Annotated in this window: 17 protein-coding genes; 8 read left to right on the forward strand and 9 right to left on the reverse strand. The window is 37.1% G+C overall.

What is annotated here, in order from left to right:
* Positions 1-14: 14 nt before the first annotated feature.
* The 4 genes from FED51_RS17210 to FED51_RS17220 form a co-directional block, all read right to left on the reverse strand.
* Positions 15-1,232 carry a glycosyltransferase family 4 protein gene (locus FED51_RS17210; RefSeq protein WP_053430395.1) on the reverse strand — a complete coding sequence of 406 codons (1,218 nt, stop codon included), beginning with the start codon at positions 1,230-1,232 and terminating at the stop codon, positions 15-17.
* 76 nt (positions 1,233-1,308) lie between these two features.
* Positions 1,309-1,431 (reverse strand): hypothetical protein, encoded by a 123-nt coding sequence (locus FED51_RS21630; protein WP_276403783.1) that lies wholly within the window; start codon positions 1,429-1,431, stop codon positions 1,309-1,311.
* Positions 1,432-1,480: 49 nt separating this feature from the next.
* Complete coding sequence (locus tag FED51_RS17215; protein ID WP_053430394.1) at positions 1,481-2,449, reverse strand: hypothetical protein; 969 nt, start codon at positions 2,447-2,449, stop codon at positions 1,481-1,483.
* Between the two features lie 126 nt (positions 2,450-2,575).
* On the reverse strand, positions 2,576-3,286 hold the full coding sequence (locus FED51_RS17220; RefSeq protein WP_053430393.1) for a glycosyltransferase family 2 protein: 711 nt from the start codon (positions 3,284-3,286) through the stop codon (positions 2,576-2,578).
* Positions 3,287-3,534: 248 nt separating this feature from the next.
* On the opposite strand from FED51_RS17220, the gene FED51_RS17225 reads away from it, so the two are divergent.
* From FED51_RS17225 to FED51_RS17235, 3 genes are all read left to right on the forward strand, one after another.
* Positions 3,535-3,792, forward strand: coding sequence for a sulfotransferase family 2 domain-containing protein (locus tag FED51_RS17225; RefSeq protein WP_138090760.1), 258 nt, complete (start codon positions 3,535-3,537; stop codon positions 3,790-3,792).
* Positions 3,774-4,241, forward strand: coding sequence for a sulfotransferase family 2 domain-containing protein (locus FED51_RS17230; protein WP_138090763.1), 468 nt, complete (start codon positions 3,774-3,776; stop codon positions 4,239-4,241). The genes FED51_RS17225 and FED51_RS17230 overlap by 19 nt, the downstream gene beginning before the upstream one ends.
* Before the next feature lie 193 nt (positions 4,242-4,434).
* Positions 4,435-5,346: an NAD-dependent epimerase/dehydratase family protein gene (locus tag FED51_RS17235; protein WP_053430391.1), complete on the forward strand. Its 912-nt coding sequence runs from the start codon at positions 4,435-4,437 to the stop codon at positions 5,344-5,346.
* A gap of 158 nt (positions 5,347-5,504) precedes the next feature.
* On the opposite strand, the gene FED51_RS17240 is transcribed toward FED51_RS17235, so the two are convergent.
* Genes FED51_RS17240 through wecB form a run of 5 tightly spaced genes read right to left on the reverse strand, consistent with a single transcriptional unit; the run spans position 5,505 to position 9,993 of the window.
* Positions 5,505-6,191: a glycosyltransferase gene (locus FED51_RS17240; protein ID WP_053430390.1), complete on the reverse strand. Its 687-nt coding sequence runs from the start codon at positions 6,189-6,191 to the stop codon at positions 5,505-5,507.
* A gap of 9 nt (positions 6,192-6,200) precedes the next feature.
* Positions 6,201-7,100, reverse strand: coding sequence for an NAD-dependent epimerase/dehydratase family protein (locus tag FED51_RS17245; protein ID WP_053430389.1), 900 nt, complete (start codon positions 7,098-7,100; stop codon positions 6,201-6,203).
* Positions 7,084-7,923: a dTDP-4-dehydrorhamnose reductase family protein gene (locus FED51_RS17250; RefSeq protein WP_053430388.1), complete on the reverse strand. Its 840-nt coding sequence runs from the start codon at positions 7,921-7,923 to the stop codon at positions 7,084-7,086. Before FED51_RS17250 ends, FED51_RS17245 begins: the two co-directional genes overlap by 17 nt.
* Positions 7,923-8,909: a polysaccharide biosynthesis protein gene (locus tag FED51_RS17255; RefSeq protein ID WP_053430387.1), complete on the reverse strand. Its 987-nt coding sequence runs from the start codon at positions 8,907-8,909 to the stop codon at positions 7,923-7,925. Before FED51_RS17255 ends, FED51_RS17250 begins: the two co-directional genes overlap by 1 nt.
* Positions 8,902-9,993 carry a non-hydrolyzing UDP-N-acetylglucosamine 2-epimerase gene (gene wecB / locus FED51_RS17260; protein ID WP_053430386.1) on the reverse strand — a complete coding sequence of 364 codons (1,092 nt, stop codon included), beginning with the start codon at positions 9,991-9,993 and terminating at the stop codon, positions 8,902-8,904. Before wecB ends, FED51_RS17255 begins: the two co-directional genes overlap by 8 nt.
* A gap of 271 nt (positions 9,994-10,264) precedes the next feature.
* Here wecB and FED51_RS17265 point away from each other — a divergent pair, with 271 nt between their 5' ends.
* From FED51_RS17265 to sat, 5 genes are all read left to right on the forward strand, one after another.
* Positions 10,265-11,326: a glycosyltransferase family 4 protein gene (locus FED51_RS17265; RefSeq protein ID WP_053430385.1), complete on the forward strand. Its 1,062-nt coding sequence runs from the start codon at positions 10,265-10,267 to the stop codon at positions 11,324-11,326.
* A 311-nt stretch (positions 11,327-11,637) separates the two neighbouring features.
* Positions 11,638-11,811, forward strand: a complete 174-nt coding sequence (locus FED51_RS21215) for a hypothetical protein (protein WP_166740094.1) — start codon at positions 11,638-11,640, stop codon at positions 11,809-11,811.
* 186 nt (positions 11,812-11,997) lie between these two features.
* Complete coding sequence (locus tag FED51_RS17270; RefSeq protein WP_138090767.1) at positions 11,998-13,767, forward strand: SLC13 family permease; 1,770 nt, start codon at positions 11,998-12,000, stop codon at positions 13,765-13,767.
* Between the two features lie 23 nt (positions 13,768-13,790).
* Positions 13,791-14,417 (forward strand): adenylyl-sulfate kinase, encoded by a 627-nt coding sequence (gene cysC / locus FED51_RS17275; RefSeq protein WP_053430383.1) that lies wholly within the window; start codon positions 13,791-13,793, stop codon positions 14,415-14,417.
* Positions 14,414-15,553, forward strand: coding sequence for a sulfate adenylyltransferase (gene sat, locus FED51_RS17280; protein ID WP_053430382.1), 1,140 nt, complete (start codon positions 14,414-14,416; stop codon positions 15,551-15,553). Before cysC ends, sat begins: the two co-directional genes overlap by 4 nt.
* Positions 15,554-15,565: the final 12 nt, after the last annotated feature.

Genomic DNA, 15,565 nt, shown 5'->3' on the forward strand with positions numbered 1-15,565 from the left:
TCAATACTTTCATTCTATTTGTTTTTCTCCAGAACTTGGTTATACATATCCAAGTATTTATTTCGCATTTTATTCACTTGCCACTGCTCAATAGCCCATTCTTTTGCATGTTTTGCCATCTCTTTTCTTTTTTCTTCATTTTCCAAAAGGTACTTAATTTTATTATAAATTTGTTCGCTATTCCCAGAAGGAATAATGAAACCCGTTTTTCCATCTATAACCATTTCCGGCAACCCGGAAGCGTCACTTACTATAACAGGTACCCCTAAAAGCTCTGCCTCCATTACCGAATACGGCTGATTATCCTGTAAGCTCGGATGGATGAAGAGATCTGCTTGTTTAAGGTAATCAACCACATTATGAGCGACTCCTAAAAATTTAACATCATCTGTTAAATATAACCTCTTGCACTTTTCTTGAAGCTCTTTTTGAAGTGGACCTTCCCCAAGTATCCAACATTCCCAATCACTTCTTTCTTGCCTTAATTTCGCTAATGCATCAATGAGTAATTCTACTCCTTTAAGATAAACAAGCCTCCCAGTAAACAAAATAACTTTTTTATTTTTAGTTACCGTCACCTCTCCAGTCTGACTTGTAAACTGGTCGACATCCATCCCATACGGAAACGTAAAAATCTTTTGAGGAGAAACTCCATATTGATCAATCAATAGGTTTCGCATCCACTTAGAGTCTGTATGAATAAAATCGCTCGAGTGAATTCCAATATGCTCCAAAGCTCGATGATATTTATACTCCACTAGCTTTTTAATTTGCTCTTCCGTTTTCTGTCGATGCATAGTTTTCAAATGATAAAATATGGCTCCTGAAAGATACCCATGTATACTAGTTATCAACGGGATGTGCTTTGGCTTAATCCTATTAATTGAACGGGCAGCTATTACATCTTGGGTGTGTATTAAATCATAGTGGTCAATAGTGTAATACAAAGCAGACAACTCTAAACAATACCGATTGATTTCTGCATTAAACAACCAAGAGTTTGACTGTAAAACAGGATAGCTCTTTAATACTTTTTCGATCATAGGAGATAGTTCAGATTTTGAAACTTCAAGCTTCCGTCCAAAAATTCGATACTTAGTAACATTAGGATCTTGGCTAAGAATATCCACTTCATGCCCTAAATCCTCTAGCATCACCTTTAGCTGTGAAACAATTCTCCAAACTCCGCCAAGAGCAGGGTTCGGATAATATGAAACAATTAGGATTTTCATATATAAGAACTCCTTGTGAAAATAGTCAAACCTTTTGTTTGCATCGCCAAGAAATCATTGCTTTTCAACCAAATGCCTAGTCTTCTTTTTTGTTATATTTTAAAACTTTCACTATTTTTGGATCTGGAATGGAATAATCTCGAGGAATTTTTTGTTTTATCTTATTTATAATTTCATTAAATTTCTGTTGTTCGGACAATCAACCCTGCCCCCCTTCCTCACCAGAGATATTAAAAGGTGATTATCTGTTAGTTAGAAATACTATGAATAGAGTAAATTGCATTTAAACCTACATCCTCAAGTTCTTGTTCCCACAACTTTTCTTCTCTCTTTAAATCAAAGCAAGCAATTCTTGTAGGTAAAACTCCATACTGACCTTCCCATTTAGTTTTCCCATTAGGTAACACCTTTTTAGATGGTCGAATTCTTGTAAAACCGACTATGACTTTATCATGACTTATTACTTTTATTCCTCTACACCAACCTAATGGCGAATTAGTACGTGTTAACTTGTTTAAATTGTGCACTTTTTTCACTTTGTAATTCTGGCTATCGACAATCACAATCGAACCATCAACTTGGGTAAAGTATATGGAATCACCGAAAACCACACCATCGTGAACAAGCTGTCTACCGATATCAATTCTTTTATTGTTTGATAAACATATCGCATCCTTTTGTAAGCAACGGGTAACCCAAAGATCTTCACCTACCGTAAATGCATAGTTTGGATGCGAATGGTGGGGCTTGGTTGTCGGGACTTTTCGATAATCCGTCTTACGTGAAAATCTATCCCATGGTTGTTCACCCATGACATTCCACTCATTTAACACTTCTCCGTTTTCAGACAGTTTAATGACCATATCTAAACCAGTATTTACAACTAGCAGGTTTCCATCATCTAATGGCTTAACGTGATGAATATCATTAAAACAAGGAAGGCTGATGGTTTTTTCAATCACAAATTCAGGAAGTCTATACTTTATGACCTCTGTGTGAGTACCTACGTATAAATGATTATTTCTTATTGACCCAGCTGTAAATGAGTGAGAGGGATTTACAGCTGGACAAACTTCAGGGGGTGATTGATAATCCACACACTTTTTCACTAATTTTTTTTCTGGAAAAACGTCTAGAATTAAACCTCTTTCATACTGTTCCCAATCTTTTAGAACTTGATTTTTTTGTTTTGCTCCAATAACATAATAACGCTCCATACCGACCACCTTCGCTCCACTTTTTCCATCTATTTTATGCTCTTTTGCCGCTTTGGATTGTACAGGAAACCATTATCAACTTTTCATTTTTAATCATAATTGCCGTTAAAATATAGTCTATTTCACTCAATCTATATTAAACTTTCGTTTGAATTTTGGAAGATAGTAGTTTCTAACAATCTTTATTTCCCTTTTTAATTCAGGTTGATTTTTATTCGTGCCTGAATTTTCATGAGCTCTGTATTTGGTTAAAACTTCGTCTAAATATAATACCTTATACCCATGAAGTAATAAGCGAAACCACATGTCATAATCTTGAGTGTATCGTAGGTTAGGGTTAAAATAGCCAATATTATTAAATATTGATTTTTTCATCATCACAGTACACCCATTGATTGGATTCATTTCTAGCATAGCTTTATACAATTCATTTATGTCAGAAAATCTCTTCCCTATAAATGGGAGTAATACATGATTATCTTTATCTACATAATCATAGTTAGTAAAGCTGGCATCTGCATGATTTTCTAACATAAACGTTAGTTGCTTAGATATCTTTTCGGAAAGAAAATAATCATCTGAGCTTAGCCAAGCAATATACTCTCCTGAGGCATTCTGAATCCCAAGATTTAAAGCTGTAGCAGTTCCTCCGTTTTCTTTTTCAATGTACCTAATGTTTTTTAGGAAAGGCTCTAACCTCTCAACATGAAGTGTCGATCCATCATCAACTACAATAATTTCTATATTTGTATATGTTTGATTTAAAGCACTATTAAGTGCTTGATCTATAAATGAACAGTTAAAAAACGGAACAATAATCGAAACTTTTGGATTCATTAGACAATCTCCCTACATTTTTTCTTAAATCGCTAAAAACGCGTCCAATTTTGTAGAAAAAACAATGCTTGTGCAACTATCTAAGCAAAATTCCTTTTACTTTCATAACATATATATGTACTTGAAAGTGGTTTGTTTGGGGGATTTTGAAAAAAAGCAAAAGTATTTTAAGAATACTTTTTGTTTTGGATTCATGTTAACGAAACATCCACAAAAAGCTTAAACCTAACTATTATAAGGAGGGAACTATGAATAATCATCATTTGACCATATTTCTTCACATTCCAAAAACCGGAGGAACAACCTTAAGTTCAATATTAAGAAAACAATATGACAGCGAAAAAATTTACGATCATGGGCTATTGAAAGGAACAAAGCGAAGTTTTCAGGAAATAACAGAAGAAGAAAAAAGACAGCTTAAAGCAGTGTGTGGCCATCATTCTTATGGGATTCATCAGCTTTTCCACAGCCTTCAAAATATATTACGATGTTACGTGAGCCTGTAGATCGTGTTATCTCATCCTATTACTTTCTAAGAGATTTCAAGGGCTATGAATATGTAAAAGAAATGACATTAGAACAATTCGTACAAACACATCCAGAGGCCCAGAATTTACAAACTTTCTTATTGAGCGGTCTCCCGCCAGAAAAGAGTCTCAAGAAAGCAAAAGAAAATTTGAAAAATTGTAAGGTGGTTGGGTTAACAGAAAGGTTTGATGAATCTGTTTTTTTAATAAAGCAAGAACTGCAATGGACTAATTTAGGGTATAAAAGATTGAATGTGACACAGAAACGACTAATAAAACAAGAGTTACCACTTAGCACAATTTGTTTAATTGAAAAGTACAACCAATTAGATATAGAACTATATAAGTTAGCCAAACAACTTTTTAATGAGAAAATAAACGCACTATCTAAATGTGAACAGAAACAGCTTCAGCGCTATTTAAGTTAAGTTATTTAAAATGTGTAACTCGTTGCTGTCATTATTTAAAGCTGAAATAAACTCTTACCACGAAAACCAAAAGAACCACTAAGAACACCGAGAAACTTCCTAACCTCTAAAAACTTTTACACTCTTTTTTGTTAGAATCCTATCTAGATAATTTTATGTAACACCATAATAAAAATGAAAAAGGAGAATGAGTATGAAAGTTGTTGTAACAGGAGGTGCTGGTTTTATTGGCTCTCACCTTGTTGATGCACTTATTGTTAACGGTGCAAAAGTACATGTACTCGATAACCTCGTTTCTGGTAATCCAAAATATGTAAACCCTCAATCATCTCTCCATACTGTCGATATATGTAGCCACCAGGCAAAAGAGATTATTTTACAAGTGACTCCTGATTATGTCTTTCATTTGGCCGCTCAAGCAGACGTCAATCGCTCAATTCAACGTCCTGAATATGATGCAGATGTTAATATTAATGGCACAATCAATATCCTTCAAGCTTGCAGCGAAGCTAAAGTTAAAAAACTAATTTTTTCTTCGACCTCAGGGGTTTATGGAAATCTTCAAAAAGCGTTGATCTCAGAAGAAGATCCTGCCATCCCAATCTCCTATTACGGTTTATCAAAACTAACAGCCGAGTCATACATTCGTTTGTTTTATCAGCTTCATAACCTCCCATATACAATTCTTCGTTATGGTAATGTATATGGCCCAAGACAAACAGCCAAAGGGGAAGGTGGCGTTATAGCGGTATTTTTAGATAAAATAAAGAATCAGTTGCCTTTAAGCATTCACGGTGATGGCGAACAAACAAGGGATTTTGTTTACGTTAAAGATGTTGTTCAGGCAAATATAGCAGCAATAGAGCAAGGGCATCAGGAAACTTTTAATGTTAGTACCGGGATACGGACATCGGTAAACCAAATTTTAAACACTTTATCCAAGATTCATAAAAGTAAATTTAAAACGATTTATACAAAAGAACGAACTGGTGACATTAAACACAGTTGCCTGAATAATCATAAAGCTAAGCAGTTATTAAAGTGGCATCCGAAAACGGATATAATTGATGGGTTAGCTGAAACGTATACCTTCTCCATGGAATAAATTTCAATTAATTCCCGGCTATAGATTGGACCCCTCTACTGAAGCTTTTTTTAAGAAACCCTCCCTTTACTCTTAATGAACTCATATTTATTAAAATAAACACCTCTCCTCCGAAGCTAAACTCGGTGGAGAGGTGTTTTTCAGTTATAATATTATACTTAATAATTCTTGTATTTTTTCTTAATTTTTGAGAACTCCTTGACCAATAACCTCCAGTTTCTTTTTGTCCCCATTTCCTGATGAATTCTGTATGATACAAGAGGCTGATCAATATAGAGGAATTGGTATCGCTGGCTTATCCGTAACCATAAATCATAATCATGCGCGTATTTTAATTCTTCGTTAAATAGCCCTATTTTTTTAAAAATTTCCTTTTCAATCATGACCGTAGAACCATTTATAAAACAGTCTTTTTTAAGCTTTTTATAAAATGTTGCTCGATCCTTAAAATGAAATCTGCCATCAATATCATCTGTTAATAGTGTTCCATTTTTATTTATTTTTTTATAAGAGCTATAAGAAATACTTGAGTCATGTTCTTTCATCAAGTTAATTTGTGTAGAAATTTTTTCAGGATGATATACATCATCAGAACTTAGCCATGATATATATTGTCCTGAAGCATGACTTATTCCCTTGTTTAAGGCAGAAGCTGTACCTCCATTTACTTTCTCAATATATATAACCTGATCTATATATGGTTGTAACTTTTGAACGAATTTTGTTGATCCATCATTTACTACTATGATTTCTAAATTAGAGTATGTTTGATTAAAAGCACTCTCAATTGCTTCAGAGATATAGCGACAATTATAAAATGGAATAATAATTGAAACTTTATCCATTTTACACCTCTATTCTCTTTTACGGTAATACATCAAAATATCGTTAATCGATGTTTTAAATGAAATCGTTGGCTTCCAACCAAGAGCAGCTATTTTATCGATAGAGATATTAAATGGTTTTTCAACTTGATGCTGACCATCAGATTTCACTTCAAAGTCGATTACAGTTAAAGATTTCATTACATGAATAACTTCTTCCAAACTTCGACTAATCCCTGAAGCTATTTCATATACCTCTCCAGAATGTCCCTTTAGTAAGGCCAATTCATAAGCTCGAACTGCATCTCTCACATCAATGTAGTCACGTTGTGCATATAAGTTGTTAATTTCAAGAACTTTATCTAATTTATTTTTTTCCATATGAACAATTTTTCTCGCAAAAATTGAACATACCCCGTTTGCTGGGCCTGGTCCAATTAAATTTGAAGGTTTAACAATAACAATATTTAAACCGTACAAATGAACCCATGCTTTTGCTATTAGCACTTGGAGTGTTTTTTCCAAACTATACGGGTTTGTAAGGGACACGAGATCCCCTAAATTGCATTCTAATGCAGAACCAACAATTACGATTTTACAATTAGGCGCTGCATAACGTACAGCTTCAATTAAATGTAAGGATGATAAGACATTTGCTTTAAAAGAAGAAGTAGGATTATGCCATGAAGTCCCTACGTGGTTCTGTCCTGCTAAATGGAGGAGAAAATGTGGTTTCGTAAGATTTATTAAATTTATAACTGCTTTCTGGTCCGTCAAATCACAAGCTTCCATCTCAACATTTTTAGTCGATAATGGACTTTTTCGAGTTACTGCTATTACATCGTACCCTTTTTCATTAAAGTAATTACATGCATGTTGACCTGTAAAACCACCTGCTCCAGTTATTAAGATTTTACGCCTCTCTCTCATTGTGAAACATCCAATCTTTTAATTCTTCTAGCATTTTTTTATAACTTGGAACATAGTATTGAAAATCAGTCCTAGTACTCATAATCGTTCGATCAAGTTTAACCTTGTGATCTGGAATAATCGTTACATCCTGCTTATTAAAAATATCTTGTATCAATTTTAATAAATCATATTTTGATGTCTTCACTTGTGCCCCTAAATGATAAAGACCTGTTACGTCTTTCCTAATCATTACCTCAATGGCTTTTGCGAGCTCTAGCGTTGTAACACCATTCCATAGTGCATGTTTGTAACCTTTTATTTCTCCCTGTTGTTTCATAAACCATGAAAATAAACCAATTCCATTCTCTTTTAGTTCTGGACCAATAATAGAGGTCCTAATAGTTAAATGTTGGGTGCTGATAATCTCCCCTAGTTGTTTCGATTGTGAATAGACTGAAGAACCATCAGGAATATCGAATTCCGTGTAATCACCCTTTTTTCCTGAAAAGACACAGTCTGTACTAATCTGAATTAACTTCCCTTGATAACGCTTTGTTAATTTATCTAATTGGTGAGGTAAAACACTATTCACTTGGAACGCCTGCAGGGGATTATTCGCAGCATGTTGATTCAAAATCCCCGTACAATTAATTGTAACGTCCGGTTTCATTCGCTCTATGAGCTCTTCAACTTTTGTGCCCTCCCTAACATCTAAAAAAATTCCGTTTTCATCTTCTTTATCTCTACTTGTATAAAATACTTGAAACCCTTTCTTTTCTGTAAAGTACTTCGTTATTACGTGTCCTGCCATCCCCTTTCCCCCAAGGATAAGCAACCTCATTAAATAAACCCACCTTTCTTAAGCATCTCTCTAATCTCTGATCTACTCATAAGTTCCTTATTAGAGTTATAGTTAAATAAATTGGCAGGTTTATATTCCAAATAATGCTCTTTTAATCCTTCTATATGAATTGTTGGTAAAATAACAAAGTATTGCTCATCATATATGATGGTATTTTTACTTTCATATTCTGATAAAAGTAATTCATGAATTTTTTCACCTGGTCGTACCCCTAAAGTTTTTATTTCTATGTTTTTCATATTTGCGGCCTCAGCCAATACATAAGCAAAATCAACAATTTTTACGGATGGCATTTTCATAACAAACGTTTCACCACCTCTGCTTTCTGTTGTTGCTTTAAATACTAGCTTAATTGCATCCTCAATCGTTAAAAAGAATCTTGTCATATTTAAATCAGTTATTCCAATCGTTCCTTTATCTCTTATTTGCTTTTTAAATACGTGGATGACACTCCCATTCGTGCCCAGCACATTTCCCCCACGTATACAAACAAATCTTGTTTTCGTCTTTAATGTGTTTGCATGGATGATTAGCTTTTCCCCCATTGCTTTAGTCAAACCATAAAAGTTTGAAGGGCTAGATGCCTTGTCTGTTGAAATGTAAATGACTTTGTGAACATTAAATTTAATAGCTGCATCAATGACATTCTGTGTTCCAATAACATTTGTTTTTAAAGCCTCGATCGGTTGATCCTCGCAAACCGGTACATGCTTTAGCGCTGCTAAATGGTAAATGTACTCTACCTCATGGCAAGCCTCAAGTAGCGAGTCTTTTTCTTTAATATCACCTATAATAAATTTTAACTTTGGGTGATTGTCAAATTCTTGACGCATAACAAATTGATTCGATTCATTTCGAGAAAAGATGCGAATTTCTTTTGGTTCCTGCTTTAGCAACTGACGAACTAATTCATACCCCCATGATCCAGTTCCACCAGTAACTAACACCGTTTTATCTTTAAACAAACTGCATTCCTCCCAATACTATTTTCAATACTTTATCAGAGACGTTTTTTTGATCATATCCATCAGGGAAAGACCAATTTTTTTCTTGATTAACCATGACCTGTACAGCATTCAAAATTTGTTTTGCATTAATTCCTGATAACATATTGCTTCCACATTCAATCGTTTCTGGTCTTTCTGTTGTTTTACGGATCGTAACAGTTGGGACATGAAATAAACAGCATTCTTCTTGTACTGTTCCACTATCTGTTAAAACACAAAAGGCATTTCGCTCTAATTTCACAAAATCAAAAAAACCAAAAGGTTCGTAAAATTCGACGAGCGAATGAACCCTTATTTTAGAATTTGCCTCTATCTTTGACCGTGTCCGTGGATGGATGCTACATATTACTCTCCTTTTAAAGGTTTCTGCAACCTGGTTTATTCCTTTTATAATCTCCATTAACCGTTCGTTATGATCTACATTTTCCGCGCGATGTACAGTTAATAAGAAATAGTTTTTGGGCTTCAAGTTCAACTTACTTAGAATCTCACTTTTGTTAATGTCTGTCTTATAATGTTCCAATACTTCATAAATCGGATTTCCAGAAATAATGATACGATTTGAGGGGATTCCCTCTTTCACTAAGTTTTCTTTGCTTTGTGGTGTGTAAGGTAAATTGATACTTGAAATGGTATCAATAATTCGACGGTTTTTTTCTTCAGGCACTTCTAAATCAAAACATCGATTTCCAGCTTCCATATGAAAAACTGGGATTCCCATTCTTTCAGCTAAAATTGCACTCAAACCACTATTTGTATCACCTAAAACTAATACTCTATCCGGGTTCTCCGACATAATAATGTCCTCTAGTTTTTTAAACATGGTTGAAAGTTGTTGCCCTAAGGTTTGTTGTTCATTAAATAAAACATAGTCAGGTGCCCTTACCCGTAATTGTTCAAAAAAAATATGACTTAAAGATGGTGTGAAATTTTGACCAGTGTGTACTAATAGATGTTTTTCTGCATACTTATCCAATTGTTTTATAAGCAGGCTTAGTCGGATAATCTCTGGTCTCGTTCCTAAAATAGTCATTACTTTCATCATGATCCCTCTTTTTGGTGTAATATAGATAATCCTTTGACACTCATTTATTTTTACACTATGCATGGAACATTTAATTGCTTAGGCCAACCTATATTATTGAAATAATTAGTTATTTGTAAGGGGATTACATAGGCTTAATTCACTTCAAGTACACTATCAACCCCTAGTTAATTTCCTCCACTTAGAAAATCTTAAGCAGTTAACAAACAATTCCACAGGCATATGATGATTTATAGATGTTTCTAAACTCCAATTGGAGGTAAGCCATATGAAAATCCTATTCACCTTTTACCTCGCAACCGGTGGTGTCGTTACTTTAAACCGCCATCGATATCATGCTTTACAAAGTGATGATTGTGAGTGTCATTTTTTATATTTAAAAAACGGCTCAGGACTAAATACAATGGGCGATGCGAGAACTTATGTAACAAATGATGATGAAGACATTAAGGCACTCCTCTATGGGAAACAATACGATGTCATTGTCGTTACGTTAGATTTTTTGTTTGTGAACAGATTACGTCGCCTCGGATATAAAGGGAAAATTATTTTCGATGTGCAAGGGTTTGGCACGGGCATCAAAGAATTATTCGATAAAGCGAACGATCATATTACAGGGGAAGTAGATGCGATCTTGTCACCTAAAACACCCCATTTAGAGCAGTTAATCGCAAACCACTTTCCCTCAATCCCAGCCTTTCATTTTCACAACTGCATGACATTCTCTATGTTTACCTATAAGCCACAGCCACAGCCAAAACGAACGATTATCGGTTGGGTAGGCCGAATCGAAGAAAATAAAAACTGGAGATACTTCTTACAAATCGGTGAGAAATTGCTTAAAGAGGATCCATCGCTAGAGCTTTGGATATTTGAAGATCCTAAAGCAGCAAACCCGAGCGAAAAAAAGCATTTTCACAGTGTGGTGAAAAAATTAAAGCTAAGAAGTCATATGCGTTCACTACAGAATGTTCCTTATGAACGAATGGCTGAATTTTATTCTTTAATCGGTCGTTCCGGTGGCTTTCTTTGTTCTACCTCCAAAAAAGAAGGCTTTGGGTATGCCGTTCTTGAAGCAATGTGCTGCAAATGCCCAGTAGTATGTACCGATTCAGATGGAATTAAAAGCTTCGTCATCGATGAACAAACAGGTTTAATTATTCCTCACAACAACGTTCCCGCCTCTGTCAATAAAGCACTGCGATTGTTAAGGGATAAACAATTTCAAAATCAATTAACATCCAATGCACGAAATTATGTCCATGAACATTTTAGCCCTGAGTTGTATCGGGATCATTTTCAGCAGATGCTTCAGTTCATTGGACTATAGCACTAAATTAATTTTTTTGTCCTGATCTCCTATACGAGTCCACCCCTTTTATTTAAAGGATGAATATAAAAAGTGAAGAAGGATCTAATTTCCTTTTTATCTCTGTATAAAAGGGGGGAGATCATTTTTATGGCTCATACGAGACTACATGCATGTCGACAAAATATCCGACGCACTGCACAAAGCATCAGATTATGTCGCACGTTACGTGCCGAAGTTCGTGCTGATTTAAGACAATGTCGTGAAGCCTTAAGCGAATGTCGACAACAAACACAATCTTCATAATCCTTTTTCAGGAAAGGAGGAACTTCATGAATCCAGAATTACGTGAATGCCGTGAACAGTTGAGACAACGAAGAAACCAATTACGTCAGTGTCGTCAAGGGCTTGCGGACGCGCGTGCGGCAAGAGCAGAGTGTCGTGAGAACTTAAGAGAGTGCCGCGAGCCGTATAATGTTGCAACGATTTTTAATATCAATGTGTAATCATTTTCTTAAGAGGGGAAACATCACATCCCCTCTTTCTTTTTTTATGTACCTCTCCTTTCTCTTCGGTATCTTCTACTGACGCCCAAAAGGGTGAAAACAAGGCGACTATTATGTACAAACCACCATGTTTTTCATAGACTAGTATGACTTTTATTAGGTGAATGCTAACCAGGAGAGAGGCCCGTGCTAAATGTTGACATTCTTTTGCTCTGTTGTGTCATTATCACGATGTTTGTTGCGTTAATTAAAGAGTGGTTCGTACCGGAATTAACGGTTTTTTTTGCTTTATCCTCTTTAGTGTTGTTCAATGTTTTAACTCCTGGAGAAGCGCTGAATGGATTTGCGAATACCGGGGTTCATACGGTGGCGTTGCTGTTCGTCATTGCTGCCGCTGTTTCCAAAAGTGATGTACTTCATCAGTTAATGAAGTGTGTGTTGCATCAAACAACGAACCTTTCAACGATTCTGTGCCGATTGATGATTCCCGTCAGTAGTCTATCAGCGTTTATGAACAACACACCGATCGTGACCATGCTTATTCCGACCGTACAACAGTGGGCGATTTCCAATAAGATTCAGCCATCAAAGCTTCTTATCCCCTTGTCCTATGCCGCCATCTTAGGGGGAACAATCACATTAATTGGGACCTCAGGTAACCTAGTAATCCACGGACTCATGCTCGATAAAGGGATTGACGGCTTTTCCATGTTTGATTTTGCTTATTTCGGCATTCCTTTAACGATCGTAGGCATTCTTTACATGGTGCTACTGGGGCATCGCTTTTTACCAGATCGAGAGCACCATGTCGCCGAACTTCAGGATACGGAACGAAGCTACATGTTCCAATTCATCGTTGAAACGTCGTCACCATTAATCGGGAAAACAATCAAAGAAGGCATGTTACGAAACCTCGATCAGCTCTTTCTTATTCAGGTTATTCGCGAAGGAAAACGGATCGTTCCTGCCCCTAATGACGAACCGATCCATCCCGAAGATATTCTAATTTTTTCAGGAAGTGCCGACGGGTTAATCCAATTAAAAATGATTCCTGGCTTATCGTTATTATCCGATGGGAAATACCCGTCGTTACCGGAAAACCATGCCCTAGTGGAGGTTGTGGTCTCCAGCACATCATCCCTTGTCTCGAAAAAAATCAATGAGACGAATTTCCGTGAAAAATATGAGGCAGCCATTGTGGCCGTACAACGAAAACATAAAAAAATCCGCTCAAGAATCGGTGATGTTGTCATCAAACCTGGAGATACTCTTTTACTTCTGACAGGCAAACACTTCTTATCCAGGTGGTCCGATTCAGATGATTTTTATGTCTTATCGCCAATAAAAAAAATAGCCGTTCGTCCCGTTTATGAGCGCAGGATCGTGATCGGAGTGTTGCTAATGATCGTCCTTGGCTCTGCCTTTCAATTGCTGTCCATTTTCAAACTATGTCTCATCGGTGTCGCGATCTTAATCTTCTCTAACGTTTTAACAATGGCTGATGTTAAAAAAGCGATCAATTGGAACGTTATCATTCTTATGGGCAGCTCCATCGGTATCGGAACCGCCGTCGAAAAAACAGGCTTGGCAACGCTCCTTGCCGGGGGTATTTCTTTCGTGCAAACAGCGGTAGGTTTAGCAGGAATCCTTGTCATGTTCTTTATTGTTACGCTCATTTTGACAGAAATCATTAGTAACTTAGCCACAGCAGCGTTTATGTTTCCAATTGGCTACTCTATTTCCTTACAGCTACAGCTTGATCCGAGCATGCTTGCCATGGTGACCGCGATTGCTGCTTCATGCAGCTTTCTTTCTCCGATCGGCTATCAAACTAACCTTCTCGTCTATGGTCCTGGAGGGTATAAATTTACAGACTATGTAAAGGTCGGCTTGCCCCTCACCATTTTATGTATGATCGTGACGATCGGATTAAGTATGTATAAATGGCTGATGTAACATGATCAAAAGGAGTGACTTACATGAAATCAAACAGCCAAGATGCTGCCAATATCGTTTGGCATCCACAGCTCGTGACGAAAAAAGCTCGAAACCAATCAAATGGTCATAAAAGTATGATGATTTGGTTTACCGGATTATCCGGATCAGGTAAATCAACAATTGCCAATGCCCTACAATCTGAGCTATTTAAACGAGGCATTCAAGTGTATGTGTTGGACGGAGACAATCTCCGTCACGGAATAAATGCCAACCTTTCCTTCTCTATGGAAGATCGAAAAGAAAATATTCGCCGAACAGCAGAAGTAGGCAAACTTTTCGTTGATGCGGGTCTGGTCGTTCTGGCCGCGCTCATTTCACCAGTAGAAGAGGAGCGGCAACGGGCACGATCACGTTTTGCAGAGGACGAATTCCTTGAAGTGTATGTCAGCTGTACATTGCAAGAGTGTGAAAAGCGTGATCCTAAAGGACTTTACAAAAAGGCGCGTAAAGGGGAAATCCCTCAATTTACAGGGATTCATCAGCCATATGAAGAACCGAAAAACCCTGACATTTGTATCGATACGACAGATCGTACGGTGGAACAATCAATGCAAATCATTCTGCCGATTATATTAGAAAAAATCGCGTGGAAGGAGGGAAAGCAGTGACACTGAGCATTCCCCACGGTGGATCATTAATTGATCGCACGGTAACGTCCCTTGATTTGTCTTCACTTTCAGCAGAGATTGAATTAGATTCGATCGCTTTCTCCGATTTAGAGCTCCTCGCAAACGGAGCCTATAGCCCGCTAACAGGGTTTATGAATAAAAAAGATTACGAGTCTGTGGTGAAGACTATGCGCTTAGCCGATGGAACTGTTTGGAGCCTACCGATCACATTACCAATAACGGAAGAAACGGCTGAGTCCTTACGTATCGGCGATCAGGTAAAGCTTACCTACAATCAGGCTGACTACGGAGTCTTATACCTAAAGGAGCTTTATGTTCCAGATAAAACATCGGAAGCCATGCACGTATTTCAAACGACCGATCACGACCATCCTGGTGTTCAACGGTTGTTTAAACGCGGAGATGTTTACGCTGCTGGACCGATTCACCTTATCCAACATCCAGCGCGAAACGATCAATGGGCACATTATTATCGTTCCCCAAAAGAGACACGAGCTGAGTTTTCAAGACGTCAATGGAACACCGTCGTTGGCTTTCAAACGCGAAATCCGGTCCATAGAGCCCATGAATATATTCAAAAATGTGCCCTTGAAAGCGTCGATGGTCTCTTGTTGCATCCACTTGTCGGTGATACGAAAAAGGATGACATCCCTGCTGCCATTCGGATGGAAAGCTATGACGTGTTGTTGAAACATTATTATGCGAAAGATCGCGTTTATTTATCGGTGTTCCCGGCAGCCATGCGATATGCGGGGCCGAGAGAAGCTGTTTTTCATGCCATTGTCCGAAAAAATTACGGCTGCACCCACTTTATTGTTGGACGCGATCACGCCGGGGTTGGTGATTATTATGGCACCTATGATGCTCAACAAGTTTTCACTCAATTTCCTCAAGCTGAACTTGGGATTCACATTCTTCCGTTCGAGCATAGCTTCTACTGTAAAAAGTGTGGAAGCATGGCGAGCGCGAAAACGTGTCCGCACAAAAAAGAACATCACCTCCATTTATCAGGGACAAAGGTTCGTGAAATGCTGAGATCCGGAGTAAAGCCACCACCGGAATTTAGTCGCCCTGAGGTCATTGACGTATTAATGAAAGGATTAAGGAACACGTAAAAGCATCCTCCT

This window comes from Halalkalibacterium halodurans, assembly GCF_005671335.1.
In the GTDB taxonomy this organism is placed as follows: domain Bacteria; phylum Bacillota; class Bacilli; order Bacillales; family Bacillaceae_D; genus Halalkalibacterium; species Halalkalibacterium halodurans.